The 17,367-nt window shown below is 66.7% G+C and carries 31 protein-coding genes; all 31 read left to right on the top strand.

What is annotated here, in order from left to right:
• The first annotated feature begins 75 nt into the window (after positions 1-75).
• Positions 76-384, top strand: coding sequence for a 30S ribosomal protein S10 (rpsJ, locus tag OG214_RS15925; RefSeq protein WP_003948644.1), 309 nt, complete (start codon positions 76-78; stop codon positions 382-384).
• A gap of 14 nt (positions 385-398) precedes the next feature.
• Positions 399-1,043, top strand: a complete 645-nt coding sequence (gene rplC / locus OG214_RS15920) for a 50S ribosomal protein L3 (protein WP_066943612.1) — start codon at positions 399-401, stop codon at positions 1,041-1,043.
• An 8-nt stretch (positions 1,044-1,051) separates the two neighbouring features.
• A complete protein-coding gene (gene rplD, locus OG214_RS15915; protein WP_363080954.1) occupies positions 1,052-1,726 on the top strand; it encodes a 50S ribosomal protein L4 in 675 nt (224 codons plus the stop codon).
• Positions 1,726-2,043, top strand: coding sequence for a 50S ribosomal protein L23 (gene rplW / locus OG214_RS15910; protein WP_066943608.1), 318 nt, complete (start codon positions 1,726-1,728; stop codon positions 2,041-2,043). The genes rplD and rplW overlap by 1 nt, the downstream gene beginning before the upstream one ends.
• A gap of 47 nt (positions 2,044-2,090) precedes the next feature.
• Positions 2,091-2,927, top strand: coding sequence for a 50S ribosomal protein L2 (gene rplB / locus OG214_RS15905; protein ID WP_129770859.1), 837 nt, complete (start codon positions 2,091-2,093; stop codon positions 2,925-2,927).
• A 14-nt stretch (positions 2,928-2,941) separates the two neighbouring features.
• Complete coding sequence (gene rpsS / locus OG214_RS15900) at positions 2,942-3,223, top strand: 30S ribosomal protein S19 (protein ID WP_030351437.1); 282 nt, start codon at positions 2,942-2,944, stop codon at positions 3,221-3,223.
• A 41-nt stretch (positions 3,224-3,264) separates the two neighbouring features.
• The gene (gene rplV, locus OG214_RS15895) at positions 3,265-3,612 is read left to right on the top strand and encodes a 50S ribosomal protein L22 (protein WP_004571827.1); all 348 of its coding nucleotides are present in this window, start codon (positions 3,265-3,267) and stop codon (positions 3,610-3,612) included.
• Entirely contained in the window at positions 3,612-4,457 is an 846-nt protein-coding gene (rpsC, locus tag OG214_RS15890; RefSeq protein WP_405985105.1) for a 30S ribosomal protein S3, read from the top strand. Before rplV ends, rpsC begins: the two co-directional genes overlap by 1 nt.
• A 5-nt stretch (positions 4,458-4,462) precedes the next feature.
• On the top strand, positions 4,463-4,882 hold the full coding sequence (gene rplP / locus OG214_RS15885) for a 50S ribosomal protein L16 (protein WP_046504633.1): 420 nt from the start codon (positions 4,463-4,465) through the stop codon (positions 4,880-4,882).
• Positions 4,882-5,106, top strand: coding sequence for a 50S ribosomal protein L29 (rpmC, locus tag OG214_RS15880; protein WP_046504635.1), 225 nt, complete (start codon positions 4,882-4,884; stop codon positions 5,104-5,106). Before rplP ends, rpmC begins: the two co-directional genes overlap by 1 nt.
• A complete protein-coding gene (gene rpsQ, locus OG214_RS15875; RefSeq protein ID WP_363080956.1) occupies positions 5,106-5,390 on the top strand; it encodes a 30S ribosomal protein S17 in 285 nt (94 codons plus the stop codon). The genes rpmC and rpsQ overlap by 1 nt, the downstream gene beginning before the upstream one ends.
• A 110-nt stretch (positions 5,391-5,500) precedes the next feature.
• Positions 5,501-5,869 (top strand): 50S ribosomal protein L14, encoded by a 369-nt coding sequence (gene rplN, locus OG214_RS15870; RefSeq protein ID WP_003974257.1) that lies wholly within the window; start codon positions 5,501-5,503, stop codon positions 5,867-5,869.
• 2 nt (positions 5,870-5,871) lie between these two features.
• Complete coding sequence (gene rplX, locus OG214_RS15865; RefSeq protein ID WP_066943600.1) at positions 5,872-6,195, top strand: 50S ribosomal protein L24; 324 nt, start codon at positions 5,872-5,874, stop codon at positions 6,193-6,195.
• The gene (gene rplE / locus OG214_RS15860; RefSeq protein WP_363080958.1) at positions 6,195-6,755 is read left to right on the top strand and encodes a 50S ribosomal protein L5; all 561 of its coding nucleotides are present in this window, start codon (positions 6,195-6,197) and stop codon (positions 6,753-6,755) included. The genes rplX and rplE overlap by 1 nt, the downstream gene beginning before the upstream one ends.
• 2 nt (positions 6,756-6,757) lie before the next feature.
• Positions 6,758-6,943: a type Z 30S ribosomal protein S14 gene (locus tag OG214_RS15855; RefSeq protein WP_003948630.1), complete on the top strand. Its 186-nt coding sequence runs from the start codon at positions 6,758-6,760 to the stop codon at positions 6,941-6,943.
• A 237-nt stretch (positions 6,944-7,180) separates the two neighbouring features.
• A complete protein-coding gene (gene rpsH, locus OG214_RS15850; protein WP_030351444.1) occupies positions 7,181-7,579 on the top strand; it encodes a 30S ribosomal protein S8 in 399 nt (132 codons plus the stop codon).
• Positions 7,580-7,600: 21 nt separating this feature from the next.
• Positions 7,601-8,140, top strand: a complete 540-nt coding sequence (gene rplF, locus OG214_RS15845) for a 50S ribosomal protein L6 (protein WP_363080960.1) — start codon at positions 7,601-7,603, stop codon at positions 8,138-8,140.
• 3 nt (positions 8,141-8,143) lie between these two features.
• Positions 8,144-8,527, top strand: a complete 384-nt coding sequence (rplR, locus tag OG214_RS15840) for a 50S ribosomal protein L18 (RefSeq protein WP_066943596.1) — start codon at positions 8,144-8,146, stop codon at positions 8,525-8,527.
• A gap of 46 nt (positions 8,528-8,573) precedes the next feature.
• Entirely contained in the window at positions 8,574-9,179 is a 606-nt protein-coding gene (rpsE, locus tag OG214_RS15835; protein WP_066943594.1) for a 30S ribosomal protein S5, read from the top strand.
• Positions 9,179-9,361 (top strand): 50S ribosomal protein L30, encoded by a 183-nt coding sequence (gene rpmD / locus OG214_RS15830; RefSeq protein WP_024491595.1) that lies wholly within the window; start codon positions 9,179-9,181, stop codon positions 9,359-9,361. The genes rpsE and rpmD overlap by 1 nt, the downstream gene beginning before the upstream one ends.
• 1 nt (position 9,362) lies before the next feature.
• Positions 9,363-9,818, top strand: coding sequence for a 50S ribosomal protein L15 (rplO, locus tag OG214_RS15825; RefSeq protein WP_363080961.1), 456 nt, complete (start codon positions 9,363-9,365; stop codon positions 9,816-9,818).
• Between the two features lie 180 nt (positions 9,819-9,998).
• Positions 9,999-11,318: a preprotein translocase subunit SecY gene (gene secY / locus OG214_RS15820; RefSeq protein WP_066943587.1), complete on the top strand. Its 1,320-nt coding sequence runs from the start codon at positions 9,999-10,001 to the stop codon at positions 11,316-11,318.
• Positions 11,318-11,977, top strand: a complete 660-nt coding sequence (locus OG214_RS15815) for an adenylate kinase (RefSeq protein ID WP_363080962.1) — start codon at positions 11,318-11,320, stop codon at positions 11,975-11,977. Before secY ends, OG214_RS15815 begins: the two co-directional genes overlap by 1 nt.
• 162 nt (positions 11,978-12,139) lie before the next feature.
• Complete coding sequence (map, locus tag OG214_RS15810; protein ID WP_363080963.1) at positions 12,140-12,976, top strand: type I methionyl aminopeptidase; 837 nt, start codon at positions 12,140-12,142, stop codon at positions 12,974-12,976.
• Between the two features lie 154 nt (positions 12,977-13,130).
• Positions 13,131-13,352 carry a translation initiation factor IF-1 gene (gene infA, locus OG214_RS15805; protein WP_003956442.1) on the top strand — a complete coding sequence of 74 codons (222 nt, stop codon included), beginning with the start codon at positions 13,131-13,133 and terminating at the stop codon, positions 13,350-13,352.
• 67 nt (positions 13,353-13,419) lie between these two features.
• On the top strand, positions 13,420-13,533 hold the full coding sequence (rpmJ, locus tag OG214_RS15800; protein ID WP_003956441.1) for a 50S ribosomal protein L36: 114 nt from the start codon (positions 13,420-13,422) through the stop codon (positions 13,531-13,533).
• Positions 13,534-13,732: 199 nt separating this feature from the next.
• Complete coding sequence (gene rpsM / locus OG214_RS15795; protein WP_363080964.1) at positions 13,733-14,113, top strand: 30S ribosomal protein S13; 381 nt, start codon at positions 13,733-13,735, stop codon at positions 14,111-14,113.
• A gap of 67 nt (positions 14,114-14,180) precedes the next feature.
• On the top strand, positions 14,181-14,585 hold the full coding sequence (gene rpsK / locus OG214_RS15790; RefSeq protein ID WP_003956432.1) for a 30S ribosomal protein S11: 405 nt from the start codon (positions 14,181-14,183) through the stop codon (positions 14,583-14,585).
• 158 nt (positions 14,586-14,743) lie between these two features.
• The gene (locus tag OG214_RS15785) at positions 14,744-15,766 is read left to right on the top strand and encodes a DNA-directed RNA polymerase subunit alpha (protein WP_003956430.1); all 1,023 of its coding nucleotides are present in this window, start codon (positions 14,744-14,746) and stop codon (positions 15,764-15,766) included.
• 126 nt (positions 15,767-15,892) lie between these two features.
• The gene (gene rplQ, locus OG214_RS15780) at positions 15,893-16,411 is read left to right on the top strand and encodes a 50S ribosomal protein L17 (protein ID WP_363080965.1); all 519 of its coding nucleotides are present in this window, start codon (positions 15,893-15,895) and stop codon (positions 16,409-16,411) included.
• 82 nt (positions 16,412-16,493) lie between these two features.
• Entirely contained in the window at positions 16,494-17,357 is an 864-nt protein-coding gene (truA, locus tag OG214_RS15775; RefSeq protein ID WP_405985104.1) for a tRNA pseudouridine(38-40) synthase TruA, read from the top strand.
• The last annotated feature ends 10 nt before the right edge of the window (positions 17,358-17,367 follow it).

Genomic DNA, 17,367 nt, shown 5'->3' with positions numbered 1-17,367 from the left:
GACCGCGTGGGTCGGAGCAGAGCGCAAGGTCACCAGGTTCCAGAGCGTTACGAGAGACAGGACTACGAAGCAGCCATGGCGGGACAGAAGATCCGCATCCGGCTCAAGGCCTACGACCACGAGGTCATCGACTCATCGGCGAAGAAGATCGTCGAGACGGTGACGCGTACTGGTGCGTCGGTCGCGGGCCCGGTGCCGCTGCCCACTGAGAAGAACGTGTACTGCGTCATCAAGTCGCCGCACAAGTACAAGGACTCGCGCGAGCACTTCGAGATGCGCACGCACAAGCGCCTGATCGACATCCTCGACCCGACGCCCAAGACCGTTGACTCGTTGATGCGCCTGGACCTTCCGGCCGGCGTCGACATCGAGATCAAGCTCTGAGAGGCGCGGAAGAGATGGCAAAGCAGATCAAGGGTGTCCTGGGCGAGAAGCTCGGCATGACCCAGGTCTGGGACGAGAACAACCGTGTCGTCCCGGTGACCGTCGTCAAGGCCGGGCCCTGTGTCGTTACCCAGGTCCGTACGAATGACTCCGACGGCTACGAGTCGGTCCAGATCGCCTTCGGCGAGATCGACCCGCGCAAGGTGAACAAGCCCCTCAAGGGCCACTTCGCCAAGGCCGACGTGACCCCGCGCCGCCACCTGGTGGAGCTGCGCACCTCCGACGCCGGCGAGTACACGCTCGGCCAGGAGGTCACCGCCGCCGTGTTCGAGTCCGGCGTCAAGGTCGACGTCACGGGCAAGAGCAAGGGCAAGGGCTTCGCCGGTGTCATGAAGCGTCACAACTTCAAGGGCCTCGGCGCCGGTCACGGCACCCAGCGCAAGCACCGCTCTCCCGGTTCCATCGGTGGCTGCGCCACCCCGGGCCGTGTGTTCAAGGGTCTCCGTATGGCGGGCCGTATGGGCAACGAGCGGGTCACCACCCAGAACCTGACCGTTCACGCCGTTGACGCGGAGAAGGGCCTGCTCCTGATCAAGGGCGCGGTCCCTGGTCCGAACGGCGGCCTCGTCCTGGTCCGTACCGCGGCCAAGGGGGCCTGAGGTAACCGATGAGCACCATTGACATCCTTTCGCCGGCGGGCGACAAGGCCGGGACCGTCGAACTCCCCGCGGAGATCTTCGACGCCAAGGTCAGCATTCCGCTGATCCACCAGGTCGTAGTCGCCCAGCTGGCCGCTGCCCGACAGGGCACGCACAAGACCAAGACCCGTGGCGAAGTCCGCGGCGGTGGCAAGAAGCCGTACCGCCAGAAGGGCACCGGCCGCGCCCGTCAGGGCTCGACCCGCGCTCCGCAGTTCGCCGGCGGTGGCGTCGTCCACGGCCCCGTGCCGCGTGACTACTCGCAGCGGACCCCGAAGAAGATGAAGGCCGCCGCCCTGCGCGGTGCCCTCACCGACCGGGCCCGTCACTCCCGTATCCACGTCGTCTCCGGCGTGGTCGACGGCGATGTGTCCACGAAGGCCGCCAAGACGCTGCTCGGCAAGATCTCGGAGCGCAAGAACCTGCTCCTGGTCGTCGAGCGCGCCGACGAGGCCGCGTGGCTGTCCGCCCGCAACCTGCCCCAGGTCCACATCCTGGCGCCGGGCCAGCTGAACACGTACGACGTGCTCGTCTCCGACGACGTGGTCTTCACCCAGGCCGCCTTCGAGTCCTTCGTGTCCGGCCCCTCAAAGGCCGCAGCCGACGCCGACGGCGCCGACGACACCGAAGGGAGCGAAGCCTGATGGCCGAGGTCACCAGCAAGACCTACACGGACCCGCGCGACATCCTCGTCAAGCCCGTGGTCTCCGAGAAGAGCTACGCGCTGCTCGACGAGAACAAGTACACGTTCATCGTCGCGCCCCACGCCAACAAGACCCAGATCAAGCAGGCCGTGGAAGCGGTCTTCTCGGTCAAGGTCGCAGGGGTCAACACGATCAACCGCCAGGGCAAGCGCAAGCGCACCCGCACCGGTTTCGGCAAGCGTGCCAACACCAAGCGCGCCATCGTGACCCTCGCTGAGGGCGACCGTATCGACATCTTCGGCGGCCCGGCCTCCTGACGGAGGCTGGATCGTTCAGAAGTCCGGAATCTTCCGAGGACTGAGAAATGGGTATCCGCAAGTACAAGCCGACGACCCCGGGCCGTCGTGGCTCCAGCGTCGCCGACTTTGTCGAGATCACGCGGTCCACGCCGGAGAAGTCGCTGGTCCGCCCGCTGCACAGCAAGGGCGGCCGTAACAACGCCGGTCGTGTGACCGTCCGCCACCAGGGCGGTGGCCACAAGCGCGCCTACCGTGTGATCGACTTCCGTCGGCACGACAAGGACGGCGTGCCCGCCAAGGTCGCGCACATCGAGTACGACCCCAACCGCACCGCGCGCATCGCGCTGCTGCACTACGCCGACGGCGAGAAGCGCTACATCATCGCGCCGCGCGGCCTGGCGCAGGGCGCCCGTGTCGAGAACGGCCCGGCCGCCGACATCAAGCCCGGCAACAACCTGGCGCTGCGCAACATCCCGGTCGGTACGACCATCCACGCCATCGAGCTGCGGCCCGGCGGCGGCGCGAAGTTCGCCCGCTCCGCGGGTGCCTCCGTGCAGCTTCTGGCGAAGGAGGGCTCCATGGCCCACCTCCGTATGCCGTCCGGTGAGATCCGGCTGGTCGACGTCCGCTGCCGCGCCACCATCGGCGAGGTCGGCAACGCCGAGCAGTCGAACATCAACTGGGGCAAGGCCGGCCGTATGCGCTGGAAGGGCGTCCGCCCGACCGTCCGCGGTGTGGCCATGAACCCGGTCGACCACCCGCACGGTGGTGGTGAGGGCAAGACCTCCGGTGGTCGCCACCCGGTCAGCCCGTGGGGTCAGAAGGAGGGTCGTACTCGTTCTCCCAAGAAGGCGAGCAGCAAGTACATCGTCCGCCGCCGCAAGACGAACAAGAAGCGCTAGGAGCGGGTTTTCAGATGCCGCGCAGTCTCAAGAAGGGGCCCTTCGTCGACGACCACCTGATCAAGAAGGTGGACGTCCAGAACGAAGCAGGCACCAAGAACGTCATCAAGACCTGGTCCCGTCGCTCGATGATCGTCCCGGCCATGCTGGGCCACACGATCGCGGTGCACAACGGCAAGATCCATGTCCCGGTGTTCGTCACCGAGTCCATGGTCGGCCACAAGCTCGGTGAGTTCTCGCCGACTCGCACCTTCCGCGGCCACGTCAAGGACGACCGGAAGTCGAAGCGCCGCTAACGCGGGGTGGAACGACTATGACTTACACCGAAGGGACAACCATGGAAGCCAGGGCCCAGGCGCGGTACATCCGCGTCACGCCCATGAAGGCCCGCCGCGTGGTGGACCTCATCCGTGGCATGGATGCCACGGAGGCTCAGGCGGTCCTGCGTTTCGCCCCGCAGGCCGCGAGCGTGCCGGTCGGCAAGGTGCTGGACAGCGCCATTGCCAACGCCGCGCACAACTACGACCACACCGACGCCTCTTCGCTGGTCATCAGCGAGGCGTACGTGGACGAAGGTCCGACCCTGAAGCGGTTCCGTCCGCGTGCCCAGGGCCGTGCCTACCGGATCCGTAAGCGGACCAGCCACATCACCGTGGTCGTCAGCAGCAAGGAAGGAACCCGGTAATGGGCCAGAAGGTTAACCCGCATGGGTTCCGGCTCGGTATCACCACGGACTTCAAGTCCCGCTGGTACGCCGACAAGCTGTACAAGGACTACGTCAAGGAAGACGTCGCCATTCGTCGCATGATGACGAAGGGCATGGAGCGGGCCGGTATCTCGAAGGTCGAGATCGAGCGCACCCGTGACCGCGTCCGCGTGGACATCCACACCGCTCGTCCGGGCATCGTCATCGGCCGCCGCGGCGCCGAGGCCGACCGTATCCGCGGCGAGCTGGAGAAGCTGACCGGCAAGCAGGTCCAGCTCAACATCCTTGAGGTCAAGAACCCCGAGGTGGACGCTCAGCTCGTGGCCCAGGCCGTGGCCGAGCAGCTCTCCTCGCGTGTCTCCTTCCGTCGCGCCATGCGCAAGAGCATGCAGTCGACGATGAAGGCCGGCGCCAAGGGCATCAAGATCCAGTGCGGTGGCCGTCTCGGCGGCGCCGAGATGTCCCGCTCGGAGTTCTACCGCGAGGGCCGTGTGCCCCTGCACACGCTCCGTGCGAACGTCGACTACGGCTTCTTCGAGGCCAAGACCACCTTCGGCCGTATCGGTGTGAAGGTCTGGATCTACAAGGGCGACGTCAAGAACATCGCCGAGGTGCGCGCCGAGAACGCCGCGGCCCGCGCCGGCAACCGTCCGGCCCGTGGCGGCGGCAACGACCGTCCCGCCGGCCGCGGTGGCCGTGGTGGCGAGCGTGGCGGCCGTGGCCGCAAGCCGCAGAACCCGGCAGGCGAGGCCTCCAAGGCCGACGCCACCGCCGCTCCGGCCGCTGAGGCGACGTCCTCTTCTACCGGTGGAACGGAGGCCTGACCGACATGCTGATCCCCCGTAGGGTCAAGCACCGCAAGCAGCACCACCCCAAGCGCAGTGGTATGTCCAAGGGCGGCACCCAGGTCTCGTTCGGCGAGTACGGCATCCAGGCGCTGACCCCGGCCTATGTGACGAACCGTCAGATCGAGGCCGCTCGTATCGCGATGACCCGCCACATCAAGCGTGGCGGCAAGGTCTGGATCAACATCTACCCGGACCGTCCGCTCACCAAGAAGCCCGCCGAGACCCGCATGGGTTCCGGTAAGGGTTCCCCCGAGTGGTGGATCGCGAACGTCAAGCCCGGCCGGGTGATGTTCGAGCTGTCCTACCCGAACGAGAAGATTGCGCGTGAGGCGCTTACCCGCGCTGCTCACAAGCTTCCGATGAAGTGCCGGATCGTTCGGCGCGAGGCAGGTGAGGCGTGATGGCGGCCGTGACCAAGGCGTCCGAACTGCGCGAGCTGGGCGACGAGGAGCTGGTCAACAAGCTCCGCGAGGCCAAGGAAGAGCTGTTCAATCTCCGCTTCCAGGCGGCGACCGGCCAGCTCGAGAATCACGGGCGGCTCAAGCTCGTCCGTAAGGACATCGCGCGGATCTACACCCTGATGCGTGAGCGCGAGCTGGGCATCGAGACGGTGGAGAGCGCCTGATGACTGAGAACAACGTGAACGAGACCACGACCGACCGCGGATTCCGCAAGACCCGCGAGGGCCTGGTCGTCAGCGACAAGATGGACAAGACCGTCGTCGTCGCTGTCGAGGACCGCGTCAAGCACGCGCTGTACGGCAAGGTCATCCGCCGTACGAACAAGCTCAAGGCGCACGACGAGCAGAACGCCGCCGGCATCGGCGACCGCGTCCTCCTGATGGAGACCCGGCCGCTGTCCGCCACCAAGCGGTGGCGCATCGTCGAGATCCTCGAGAAGGCCAAGTAAACCCCTCCGAGGGGGAGTTCCCCCTCGGAACAGTTCCGCCAGGCTCGGTGGGGCTCCGCTAGTCACTCGCGGAGCCCCGCCGGGAACCGGCAGACGATCAGGAGATAGACGTGATCCAGCAGGAGTCGCGACTGCGTGTCGCCGACAACACGGGTGCGAAGGAAATTCTCACCATCCGTGTTCTCGGTGGCTCGGGTCGCCGCTACGCGGGCATCGGTGACGTCATCGTCGCCACCGTGAAGGACGCGATCCCCGGTGGCAACGTGAAGAAGGGTGACGTCGTCAAGGCGGTCATCGTTCGCACCGTCAAGGAGCGCCGCCGTCCGGACGGCTCGTACATCCGCTTCGACGAGAACGCCGCCGTCATTCTGAAGAACGACGGCGACCCTCGTGGCACCCGTATCTTCGGCCCGGTGGGCCGTGAGCTGCGCGAGAAGAAGTTCATGAAGATCATCTCGCTCGCTCCGGAGGTGCTGTAAGCATGAAGATCAAGAAGGGCGATCTGGTTCAGGTCATCACCGGCAAGGACAAGGGCAAGCAGGGCAAGGTCATCGTGGCCTACCCCCGCGAGGACCGCGTCCTGGTCGAGGGTGTCAACCGGGTCAAGAAGCACACCAAGGCCGGTCAGACGGCCCGCGGTTCGCAGACCGGCGGCATCGTCACCACCGAGGCCCCCGTCCATGTCAGCAATGTGCAGCTCGTCGTGGAGAAGGACGGCAAGAAGGTCGTCACCCGCGTCGGCTACCGCTTTGACGATGAGGGCAACAAGATCCGCGTTGCCAAGCGGACCGGTGAGGACATCTGATGACTGCGACCACTACCGCGCCGCGTCTGAAGCTGCGCTACCGCGAGCAGATCGCCGGCAAGCTGCGTGAGGAGTTCTCGTACGAGAACGTCATGCAGATCCCCGGCCTCGTCAAGATCGTGGTCAACATGGGTGTGGGCGACGCCGCCCGCGACTCCAAGCTGATCGACGGTGCCATCAAGGACCTCACCACGATCACCGGCCAGAAGCCGTCGGTCACCAAGGCGCGCAAGTCCATCGCGCAGTTCAAGCTGCGTGAGGGCCAGCCGATCGGCTGCCACGTCACCCTCCGCGGTGACCGCATGTGGGAGTTCCTGGACCGTACGCTGTCGCTCGCGCTGCCGCGTATCCGTGACTTCCGCGGTCTGTCGCCGAAGCAGTTCGACGGCCGTGGCAACTACACCTTCGGTCTCACGGAGCAGGTCATGTTCCACGAGATCGACCAGGACAAGATCGACCGGGTCCGGGGCATGGACATCACCGTGGTCACCACGGCGACCAACGACGACGAGGGTCGTGCCCTCCTTCGTCACCTCGGCTTCCCGTTCAAGGAGAACTGACCGTGGCGAAGAAGGCTCTGATCGCTAAGGCCGCCCGCAAGCCGAAGTTCGGCGTGCGCGGTTACACCCGCTGCCAGCGCTGCGGCCGTCCCCACTCCGTCTACCGCAAGTTCGGCCTGTGCCGCGTGTGCCTTCGTGAGATGGCCCACCGTGGCGAGCTGCCGGGCGTGACCAAGAGCTCCTGGTAGTTCCCGTACGGGCACTGCCCTGAAGCTCTCGGTAAGCAGTTGGCCGGTGAGCGCCCTCCCCGAAATGCCGTAGGCTTGCGGGGTTGGGCGCCCGCTGTCCATCAGTTGCACGCGGGCCGAGCCCGCTCAGTAATGCTTACTACGCCGTAGGTCCCCGCACCGCACCCGTCCCGGCTCGACCGGGGAGAGGGATGGCGCATACAGGAAACCCCGGCGAGAGAGGCCGAAGGCCAATTCATGACCATGACTGATCCCATCGCAGACATGCTCACGCGTCTGCGCAACGCGAACTCGGCGTACCACGACGATGTCGTGATGCCGCACAGCAAGATCAAGTCGCACATCGCGGAGATCCTCCAGCAGGAGGGCTTCATCACCGGCTGGAAGGTCGAGGACGCCGAGGTCGGCAAGAACCTCGTCCTGGAGCTGAAGTTCGGCCCGAACCGCGAGCGCTCGATCGCCGGCATCAAGCGCATCTCCAAGCCGGGTCTGCGTGTGTACGCGAAGTCCACCAATCTGCCGAAGGTCCTGGGCGGCCTGGGCGTGGCGATCATCTCCACGTCCCACGGTCTCCTGACCGGCCAGCAGGCCAGCAAGAAGGGCGTGGGTGGGGAAGTCCTCGCCTACGTCTGGTAGTCGGGAACGGAGGAAAAGCTCATGTCGCGAATCGGCAAGCTCCCCATCCAGGTTCCCGCTGGTGTGGACGTCACCATCGATGGCCGTACGGTCGCGGTGAAGGGCCCCAAGGGCTCCCTCTCGCACACCGTCGCCGCGCCGATCGAGGTCACCAAGGGCGAGGACGGCATCCTCACGGTGTCGCGCCCGAACGACGAGCGTCAGAACAAGGCCCTGCACGGCCTGTCCCGCACGCTGGTGGCGAACATGATCACCGGCGTGACCCAGGGATACGTCAAGGCGCTCGAAATCAGCGGTGTCGGTTACCGCGTCCAGGCGAAGGGCTCCAACCTGGAGTTCGCCCTGGGCTACAGCCACCCGATCCTCATCGAGGCGCCCGAAGGCATCACCTTCAAGGTCGAGTCCCCCACGAAGTTCTCCGTCGAGGGCATCGACAAGCAGAAGGTCGGCGAGGTCGCGGCGAACATCCGCAAGCTGCGGAAGCCCGACCCGTACAAGGCCAAGGGCGTCAAGTACGCCGGCGAGGTCATCCGCCGCAAGGTCGGAAAGGCTGGTAAGTAAGCCATGGCATACGGTGTGAAGATCGCCAAGGGCAAGGCCTACAAGGCCGCTGCCATCAAGCGCCGCCACATTCGCGTCCGCAAGAAGGTCTCGGGCACGCAGGAGCGCCCGCGCCTCGTCGTGACGCGTTCCAACCGCCACATGGTGGCTCAGGTCATCGACGACATCGCGGGCCACACACTCGCGTCGGCGTCGACCCTGGACACCTCGATCCGTGGCACCGAAGGTGACAAGAGCGCCCAGGCCAAGCAGGTCGGGTCGCTGGTCGCCGAGCGCGCCAAGGCGGCCGGTGTCGAGGCCGTCGTGTTCGACCGTGGTGGCAACCAGTACGCCGGGCGGATTGCCGCTCTGGCTGACGCCGCCCGCGAGGCCGGGCTGAAGTTCTAGGCCCCGGTTCCGGAGCTAGCGGACGTAACAGAGAGAGGTAGATCCAATGGCTGGACCCCAGCGCCGCGGAAGCGGTGCCGGTGGCGGCGAGCGGCGGGACCGGAAGGGCCGTGACGGCGGTTCGGCTGCCGCCGAGAAGACCGCGTACGTCGAGCGCGTCGTCGCGATCAACCGCGTCGCCAAGGTTGTGAAGGGTGGTCGTCGCTTCAGCTTCACCGCGCTGGTCGTGGTGGGCGACGGTGACGGCACCGTGGGTGTCGGTTACGGCAAGGCCAAGGAGGTGCCGGCCGCCATCGCCAAGGGCGTTGAGGAGGCCAAGAAGCACTTCTTCAAGGTCCCCCGTATCCAGGGCACCATCCCGCACCCGATCCAGGGTGAGAAGGCCGCGGGCGTCGTCCTGCTCAAGCCGGCTTCCCCCGGTACCGGCGTGATCGCCGGTGGCCCGGTGCGTGCCGTGCTGGAGTGCGCGGGCGTCCACGACATCCTGTCGAAGTCGCTCGGCTCCGACAACGCGATCAACATCGTGCACGCGACGGTGGCGGCCCTCCAGGGCCTCCAGCGCCCCGAGGAGATCGCGGCCCGCCGCGGTCTGCCCCTCGAGGACGTCGCCCCCGCGGCTCTGCTGCGTGCGCGTGCGGGAGCGGGTGCGTAATGGCCCGTCTCAAGATCACGCAGACGAAGTCGTACATCGGCAGCAAGCAGAACCACCGCGACACCCTGCGTTCGCTCGGGCTCAAGCGCCTGCACGACGTGGTTGTCAAGGAGGACCGTCCCGAGTTCCGCGGCATGGCGAACACCGTCCGCCACCTCGTGACGGTTGAGGAGGTCGACTGACATGGCGGAGAACAACCCGCTGAAGGTCCACAACCTCCGTCCTGCCCCGGGCGCCAAGACCGCCAAGACCCGTGTGGGTCGTGGTGAGGCGTCCAAGGGTAAGACCGCGGGTCGTGGCACCAAGGGCACCAAGGCCCGTTACCAGGTTCCGGAGCGCTTCGAGGGCGGGCAGATGCCGCTCCACATGCGTCTTCCGAAGCTCAAGGGCTTCAAGAACCCGTTCCGCACCGAGTACCAGGTCGTGAACCTGGACAAGCTCTCCGCGCTCTACCCCGAGGGCGGCGAGGTCACGGTGGCCGATCTGGTCTCCAAGGGCGCGGTTCGCAAGAACAGCCTGGTCAAGGTGCTTGGCCAGGGCGAGATCGCCGTGGCGCTCACGGTGACGGTGGACGCCGTCTCCGGGTCCGCCAAGGAGAAGATTGCCGCCGCGGGCGGCACCGTCACCGAGCTCGTCTGAGAGAACTCGATGGCCTGAACACCCGACCGGGGATGTCTCTCACACGAGGCATCCCCGGTTGGTCGTTCCTAGGGGGGCACAGTCGCCGGTAAGGTGGCGTGCATTGTTGCTTGTTCCTTATCCGTCGATCCTCAAGACCGTCACCCTTGACGCAGTAGCGCGGGGGTCGCAGGAGGCACCGTGCTCACCGCGTTCGCCCGGGCGTTCAAGACGCCCGACCTGCGCAAGAAGCTGCTCTTCACGCTCGGCATCATCGTGCTGTACCGGCTCGGGGCGCACATTCCCGTACCCGGTGTCAGCTACGAGAATGTCCAGACCTGTGTCGATGCGGCCCAGAAGGGCAATAACAGCCTGTTCGGCCTCGTGAACATGTTCAGTGGCGGGGCGCTGCTGCAGATTACGATCTTCGCGCTCGGCATCATGCCGTACATCACCGCGAGCATCATCCTCCAACTCCTGACCGTGGTGATCCCCAGGCTGGAGGCCCTCAAGAAGGAGGGCCAGTCCGGCCAGGCCAAGATCACCCAGTACACCCGTTATCTGACGGTCGCCCTCGCCGTGCTCCAGGGCACGGGTCTGGTCGCCACCGCGCGCAGCGGTGCGCTCTTCAGCGGCTGCCCGGTCGCCTCGGAGATCGTTCCCGACCAGTCGATCTTCGTGACCGTCACGATGGTGATCACCATGACCGCGGGCACCGCGGCCGTCATGTGGCTCGGTGAGCTGATCACCGACCGCGGCATCGGCAACGGCATGTCCATCCTGATGTTCATCTCGATCGCGGCCGGGTTCCCGGGCGCGCTCTGGGCCATCAAGCAGAGCGGCACGCTCGCCAAGGGCTGGATCGAGTTCGGCACGGTCATCCTGATCGGCTTCGTGATGGTGGGCCTGGTCGTCTTCGTCGAGCAGGCGCAGCGCCGGATCCCCGTGCAGTACGCGAAGCGCATGATCGGCCGCAGGTCGTACGGCGGTACGTCGACGTACATCCCGCTCAAGGTCAACCAGGCGGGTGTGATCCCGGTCATCTTCGCTTCGTCGCTGCTCTACATCCCGGCGCTGGTCGCGCAGTTCTCCAGCTCGCAGGCGGGCTGGAAGACCTGGATCGAGGCGCACTTCGTCAAGGGTGATCATCCGTACTACATCGCGACGTACTTCCTGCTGATCGTGTTCTTCGCCTTCTTCTACGTGGCGATCTCCTTCAACCCCGAAGAAGTCGCGGACAACATGAAGAAGTATGGTGGCTTCATCCCGGGTATCCGGGCAGGTCGCCCGACCGCCGAGTATCTGAGTTACGTGCTCAACAGGATCACTTGGCCGGGCTCGCTGTACCTGGGTCTGATCGCTCTTGTCCCGACGATGGCGTTGGCGGGCTTCGGAGGCGCGAACCAGAACTTCCCGTTCGGCGGGACGAGCATCCTGATCATCGTGGGTGTGGGTCTGGAGACCGTGAAGCAGATCGAGAGCCAGCTTCAGCAGCGCAATTACGAAGGGTTCCTCCGCTGATGCGAATCGTCCTCGTCGGACCGCCCGGTGCCGGCAAGGGAACGCAGGCCGCGTACCTTGCCAAGAACCTCTCGGTGCCGCACATCTCCACGGGCGACCTCTTCCGGGCCAACATCAGTCAGGGCACCGAACTCGGCAAGCAGGCGAAGGCGTACATGGACGCCGGGAACCTGGTGCCCGACGAGGTGACCATCGCGATGGCCCTGGAGCGGATGTCCCAGCCGGACGCCACGAACGGCTTCCTGCTGGACGGCTTCCCGCGGAATGTGTCGCAGGCGGAGGCGCTGGACGAGGCGCTCAAGCGCGAGAGTCTGAAGCTGGACGCGGTACTGGACCTGGAGGTCCCCGAGGACGAGGTCGTGAAGCGGATCGCCGGCCGGCGTATCTGCCGCAACGACAGCTCGCATGTCTTCCATGTCACCTACAGCCCGCCGGAGACGGCGGGTGTCTGTGACACCTGCGGCGGCGAGCTGTACCAGCGGGACGACGACTCCGAGGAGACGGTGCGGACCCGGCTGGAGGTCTACCACACACAGACCGAGCCGATCATCGACTACTACCGGGCCCAGGGCCTCGTGGTCACGATCTCCGCGCTGGGCAAGGTCACCGAGGTGACCGAGCGGGCGATGCGGGCACTCCAGGGGGAGCAGGCCGCCTAGGCCTGGTCCCGCTGGTGGCAAGAAGGCGGTAAACGTACGGCCGTGGCGTCCCTCGGGCACCACGGCCGTAGTGTTGAGCGGGTGTTGTGCGGGGCGCGGCACTCTCGGACGAAACGTATCGGTACGGGTCCGGATCCGGATGTCAGGGCGGAAGGCAGAACGATGGTGGAGATCAAGACTCCCGAGCAGATCGCGAAGATGCGCGAGGCGGGACTGGTCGTCGCCGCCGTGCACGCGGCCACCCGCGCGGCCGCGGTACCGGGCGCCACCACCAGGGATCTGGACGAGGTCGCCCGCGAGGTGCTCTCCGAGCACGGCGCGAAGTCGAACTTCCTCGGGTACGGCGGGTTCCCCGCGACGATCTGCACCTCGGTCAACGAGGTCGTCGTCCATGGCATCCCGGACGACAAGACCGTCCTCAAGGACGGCGACATCATCTCCGTCGACGCCGGGGCGATCATCGACGGCTGGCACGGCGACGCGGCCTTCACCACCTTCGTGGGCTCCGGTCACGCTCCGGAGCTGATCGAGCTCTCCCGGGTGACCGAGGAGTCGATGTGGGCCGGTATCGCGGCGATGCGGAACGGCAGCAGACTGGTGGACGTGTCCCGCGCGATCGAGACGTACATCCGGCGCCAGCCCCGTCCCGGCGGAGGCAAGTACGGGATCATCGAGGAGTACGGCGGGCACGGCATCGGCTCGCAGATGCATATGGACCCGCATCTGCTGAACTATGTCTCCCGTAAGCGCGGCAAGGGTCCCAAGCTGGTCCCCGGCTTCTGTCTGGCGATCGAGCCGATGGTCTCGCTCGGCACGCCCGCCACGGAGGTGCTGGCGGACGAGTGGACGGTCATCACGACGGATGGCACCTGGTCCGCCCACTGGGAGCACTCGGTGGCCCTCACCGAGCAGGGGCCCCTGGTGCTGACCTCCCCGGACTGCGGCAGGGCGAAGCTGGCGGAGCTGGGTGTCACGGCGGCGCCGGACCCGCTGGCCTGACCGGCTCTCGGTTAAGGATCTCCAGGGCGGGCAAACTTCACGGATTCGTCTTTCCGGGTGTGCTGCCGTAGACTGACGCGTCGGCTCTGGTGTACCCGTGTGTCCGCATGCGGCTGCCAGAATCGATCAAGGTAGCCGATTCGAAGGGCGAAGCGTGGCCAAGAAGCAAGGTGCCATCGAAATTGAGGGCACCGTGATCGAGTCCCTCCCGAACGCCATGTTCAAGGTGGAGCTCCAGAACGGTCACAAGGTCCTCGCGCACATCAGCGGCAAGATGCGGATGCACTACATCCGGATCCTTCCCGATGACCGGGTCGTGGTGGAGCTGTCTCCGTACGACCTGACGCGTGGCCGGATCGTCTACCGATACAAGTAGATCTTGCTGGACATCCCGGCCACACCGTGGGCGGGCCGTCAGCACTGACCCGGAGAACCTCAATCCCATGAAGGTCAAGCCGAGCGTCAAGAAGATCTGCGACAAGTGCAAGGTGATCCGCCGTCACGGCCGGGTCATGGTCATCTGCGACAACCTGCGCCACAAGCAGCGCCAGGGCTGACGCACGACCGCCTGCCTCTCGCAGTACTTCGCGCGACGCGAGCAAACTCGTAATTACGCAGTGTCCGGTTCCTGTACGCGGGGGACCGACACCTCCGGCGGAGGCCGGGGACCCGGACCGGGCGCCTCTCGTGCAGACGAGGGGCCGGCCGCCGGGAGTGTCACTGCGGAAGACCTCCGAACATCAACAGGAGCCATGAATGGCACGCCTCGCAGGCGTTGACCTTCCGCGCGAAAAGCGCGTCGAGGTCGCCCTCACCTATGTCTTCGGTATCGGGCGCACCCGGTCCAAGGAGACCCTCGCCGCCACCGGCGTCGACCCCAACGTCCGTGTCCGCGATCTCGCCGAGGAAGACCTCGTCAAGATCCGCGAGTACGTGGACGCCCACCTCAAGACCGAGGGTGACCTCCGTCGCGAGATCGCCGCCGACATCCGCCGCAAGGTCGAGATCGGCTGCTACCAGGGTCTGCGTCACCGTCGTGGCCTGCCGGTGCACGGTCAGCGCACCAGCACGAACGCCCGTACCCGCAAGGGCCCGCGTCGCGCCATCGCCGGCAAGAAGAAGCCGGGCAAGAAGTAGTCCTCAGCGGACGCTCATCAGCGGTCTTCGCTGTAGGACCGATCACCTCCTCGCAGGAAGTCAAAACATGCCTCCTAAGGGCCGACAGGGTGCAGCCAAGAAGGTGCGCCGCAAGGAAAAGAAGAACGTCGCTCATGGGCACGCCCACATCAAGAGCACGTTCAACAACACGATCGTCTCGATCACGGACCCCTCGGGCAATGTGATCTCCTGGGCCTCCGCCGGCCACGTCGGCTTCAAGGGCTCGCGCAAGTCCACCCCCTTCGCCGCGCAGATGGCCGCCGAGTCGGCCGCCCGCCGCGCGCAGGAGCACGGCATGCGCAAGGTCGACGTCTTCGTGAAGGGTCCGGGCTCCGGCCGCGAGACCGCGATCCGCTCGCTCCAGGCCACCGGCCTGGAGGTGGGTTCGATCCAGGACGTCACCCCCACCCCGCACAACGGCTGCCGCCCGCCCAAGCGGAGGCGCGTCTGACCTCAGGTGCGTGTGACGCACTTGTGGCTGATGTGCGGTATGGGCGGCTCGGCGCTTTCGCGTCGTGCCGCCCGTACTCTTGAACCCGGCAGTACCGAGAAGTGAGCAGTACCGAAGGACGTCAAATAGCGGGCGTCCCCAACTGAAGGATTTCACGCATGCTTATCGCTCAGCGTCCGTCGCTGACCGAAGAGGTCGTCGACGAATACCGTTCGCGGTTCGTCATCGAGCCGCTGGAGCCGGGCTTCGGCTACACGCTCGGCAACTCGCTCCGCCGTACGCTCCTCTCCTCGATCCCGGGCGCCGCTGTCACCAGCATCCGGATCGACGGTGTCCTGCACGAGTTCACCACCGTGCCGGGCGTCAAGGAGGACGTCACCGACCTCATCCTCAACATCAAGCAGCTCGTCGTCTCCTCGGAGCACGACGAGCCGGTCGTCATGTACCTGCGCAAGCAGGGCCCCGGCCTGGTGACCGCCGCCGACATCGCGCCGCCGGCCGGTGTCGAGGTCCACAACCCGGACCTCGTGCTGGCGACGCTGAACGGCAAGGGCAAGCTGGAGATGGAGCTGACCGTCGAGCGCGGTCGCGGCTATGTCTCCGCCGTGCAGAACAAGCAGGTGGGCCAGGAGATCGGCCGGATCCCGGTCGACTCGATCTACTCGCCCGTGCTCAAGGTCACCTACAAGGTCGAGGCGACCCGAGTCGAGCAGCGCACCGACTTCGACAAGCTGATCGTCGACGTCGAGACCAAGCAGGCCATGCGGCCGCGTGACGCCATGGCGTCCGCGGGCAAGACGCTGGTCGAGCTGTTCGGTCTGGCGCGCGAGCTGAACATCGACGCCGAGGGCATCGACATGGGCCCCTCGCCCACGGACGCCGCGCTCGCCGCCGATCTCGCCCTGCCGATCGAGGAGCTGGAGCTCACCGTTCGGTCGTACAACTGCCTCAAGCGCGAGGGCATCCACTCCGTGGGTGAACTGGTGGCGCGCTCCGAGGCCGATCTGCTCGACATCCGTAACTTCGGTGCCAAGTCGATCGACGAGGTCAAGGCGAAGCTCGCGGGCATGGGCCTGGCGCTCAAGGACAGCCCGCCCGGATTCGACCCGACCGCCGCCGCGGACGCGTTCGGCGCGGACGACGACGCGGACGCCGGCTTCGTGGAGACCGAGCAGTACTGAGCCCCGCCCGGTGGCCGGGGCTCGTCCCCGGCCGCCGGACAGGCCTGAATCTTCCGCGGGGCGGCCGCCTCGCGGGAACTGACACCGGTACCTGATACGGCCGGTGCAGACACAAGGAGACACACCATGCCGAAGCCCGCCAAGGGCGCCCGTCTGGGCGGCAGCGCAGCGCACGAGAAGCTGCTTCTCGCGAACCTCGCGAAGTCGCTCTTCGAGCACGGCCGCATCACCACGACCGAGGCCAAGGCCCGCCGCCTGCGTCCGGTCGCGGAGCGTTTCATCACCAAGGCGAAGAAGGGCGACATCCACAACCGTCGTCTGGTCCTTCAGTCGATCACGGACAAGGGCGTCGTCCACACGCTCTTCACCGAGATCGCGCCGCGGTACGAGAACCGCCCCGGTGGCTACACCCGTATCACCAAGATCGGCAACCGTCGTGGCGACAACGCCCCGATGGCGGTCATCGAGCTGGTCGAGGCCCTGACCGTGGCGCAGCAGGCGACCGGTGAGGCCGAGGCCGCGACCAAGCGCGCGGTCAAGGAGGACGCCCTCAAGAAGGACGAGGCTCCGGCCGAGACCGTCGAGGACGCCAAGCCGGCCGACGCCGAGGCCAAGGCCGACGAGACCGAGTCCAAGGACGCCTGAGCGTACTGACGACGACGGCTGACGGACGGGTCCGCTCCCTGAGGGGGGCGGGCCCGTTCGGCTGTGAAGGGGAGCGGGCAGGTTGAACGAGGACATCGAGGGCGCGGCGCCCGGCTTCGTACGGGTGCGGCTGGATCTCTCGTACGACGGCAGGGACTTCTCCGGCTGGGCGAAGCAGGCGGACCGGCGCACCGTCCAGGGGGAGATCGAGGACGCGTTGCGTACGGTGACACGGTCCGCGGAGACATACGAGCTGACCGTCGCGGGGCGTACGGACGCGGGGGTGCACGCGCGCGGACAGGTCGCGCATGTCGATCTGCCGGAGTCCGTCTGGGCCGAACACCGGGAGAGGCTGCTGCGGCGGCTCGCGGGGCGGCTGGCCCATGACGTACGGGTGTGGCGGGTCGCGGAGGCGCCCGCGGGGTTCAACGCGCGCTTCTCCGCGCTCTGGCGGCGGTACGCGTACCGCGTGGTGGACCATCCCGGCGGTGTCGATCCGCTGCTGCGCGGTCATGTGCTCTGGCACGACTGGCCGTTGGACGTCGCGGCGATGAACGCGGCCTCGGCCGGACTGCTCGGCGAGCACGACTTCGCGGCGTACTGCAAGAAGCGCGAGGGCGCGACGACCATCCGTACGCTCCAGCGGCTGGAGTGGGAGCGGGACGCGCACGGGGTGATCACCGCGACCGTGCGCGCCGATGCCTTCTGCCACAACATGGTGCGTTCGCTGGTGGGCGCGCTGCTGTTCGTGGGGGACGGGCACCGGGCCGTGGAGTGGCCGGCGAAGGTGCTGGCGGCGGGGGTACGGGACTCCGCGGTGCATGTCGTACGGCCGCACGGGCTCACGCTGGAGGAAGTCGGTTATCCGGCCGACGGGTTGCTGGCCTCCCGCAGCCGGGAGGCGCGCAACAAGCGGACGCTGGGCGGCGGCGCGGGCTGCTGCTGACACGGCCGCT

This window comes from Streptomyces sp. NBC_00872 (assembly GCF_045161915.1).
In the GTDB taxonomy this organism is placed as follows: Bacteria; Actinomycetota; Actinomycetes; order Streptomycetales; family Streptomycetaceae; genus Streptomyces.
The sequence above is the reverse complement of the archived record's forward strand: the minus strand, read 5'-3'. Positions and strand labels throughout refer to the sequence as shown.

Coding starts and splice junctions, on each gene's coding strand:
- rplC (WP_066943612.1), top strand. CDS start 399: ATGGCAAAGCAGATCAAGGGTGTCCTGGGCGAGAAGCTCGGCATGACC.
- rpsM (WP_363080964.1), top strand. CDS start 13,733: ATGGCACGCCTCGCAGGCGTTGACCTTCCGCGCGAAAAGCGCGTCGAG.
- rpsC (WP_405985105.1), top strand. CDS start 3,612: ATGGGCCAGAAGGTTAACCCGCATGGGTTCCGGCTCGGTATCACCACG.
- rpsE (WP_066943594.1), top strand. CDS start 8,574: ATGGCTGGACCCCAGCGCCGCGGAAGCGGTGCCGGTGGCGGCGAGCGG.
- rplP (WP_046504633.1), top strand. CDS start 4,463: ATGCTGATCCCCCGTAGGGTCAAGCACCGCAAGCAGCACCACCCCAAG.
- rplB (WP_129770859.1), top strand. CDS start 2,091: ATGGGTATCCGCAAGTACAAGCCGACGACCCCGGGCCGTCGTGGCTCC.
- rplD (WP_363080954.1), top strand. CDS start 1,052: ATGAGCACCATTGACATCCTTTCGCCGGCGGGCGACAAGGCCGGGACC.
- rplR (WP_066943596.1), top strand. CDS start 8,144: ATGGCATACGGTGTGAAGATCGCCAAGGGCAAGGCCTACAAGGCCGCT.
- rplF (WP_363080960.1), top strand. CDS start 7,601: ATGTCGCGAATCGGCAAGCTCCCCATCCAGGTTCCCGCTGGTGTGGAC.
- rplW (WP_066943608.1), top strand. CDS start 1,726: ATGGCCGAGGTCACCAGCAAGACCTACACGGACCCGCGCGACATCCTC.
- rpsH (WP_030351444.1), top strand. CDS start 7,181: ATGACCATGACTGATCCCATCGCAGACATGCTCACGCGTCTGCGCAAC.
- rpsQ (WP_363080956.1), top strand. CDS start 5,106: ATGACTGAGAACAACGTGAACGAGACCACGACCGACCGCGGATTCCGC.
- rplO (WP_363080961.1), top strand. CDS start 9,363: ATGGCGGAGAACAACCCGCTGAAGGTCCACAACCTCCGTCCTGCCCCG.
- rplE (WP_363080958.1), top strand. CDS start 6,195: ATGACTGCGACCACTACCGCGCCGCGTCTGAAGCTGCGCTACCGCGAG.
- rpmC (WP_046504635.1), top strand. CDS start 4,882: ATGGCGGCCGTGACCAAGGCGTCCGAACTGCGCGAGCTGGGCGACGAG.
- rpmD (WP_024491595.1), top strand. CDS start 9,179: ATGGCCCGTCTCAAGATCACGCAGACGAAGTCGTACATCGGCAGCAAG.
- rpsJ (WP_003948644.1), top strand. CDS start 76: ATGGCGGGACAGAAGATCCGCATCCGGCTCAAGGCCTACGACCACGAG.
- rplQ (WP_363080965.1), top strand. CDS start 15,893: ATGCCGAAGCCCGCCAAGGGCGCCCGTCTGGGCGGCAGCGCAGCGCAC.
- rpsS (WP_030351437.1), top strand. CDS start 2,942: ATGCCGCGCAGTCTCAAGAAGGGGCCCTTCGTCGACGACCACCTGATC.
- rpmJ (WP_003956441.1), top strand. CDS start 13,420: ATGAAGGTCAAGCCGAGCGTCAAGAAGATCTGCGACAAGTGCAAGGTG.
- rpsK (WP_003956432.1), top strand. CDS start 14,181: ATGCCTCCTAAGGGCCGACAGGGTGCAGCCAAGAAGGTGCGCCGCAAG.
- OG214_RS15815 (WP_363080962.1), top strand. CDS start 11,318: ATGCGAATCGTCCTCGTCGGACCGCCCGGTGCCGGCAAGGGAACGCAG.
- OG214_RS15785 (WP_003956430.1), top strand. CDS start 14,744: ATGCTTATCGCTCAGCGTCCGTCGCTGACCGAAGAGGTCGTCGACGAA.
- map (WP_363080963.1), top strand. CDS start 12,140: ATGGTGGAGATCAAGACTCCCGAGCAGATCGCGAAGATGCGCGAGGCG.
- rplV (WP_004571827.1), top strand. CDS start 3,265: ATGGAAGCCAGGGCCCAGGCGCGGTACATCCGCGTCACGCCCATGAAG.
- rplX (WP_066943600.1), top strand. CDS start 5,872: ATGAAGATCAAGAAGGGCGATCTGGTTCAGGTCATCACCGGCAAGGAC.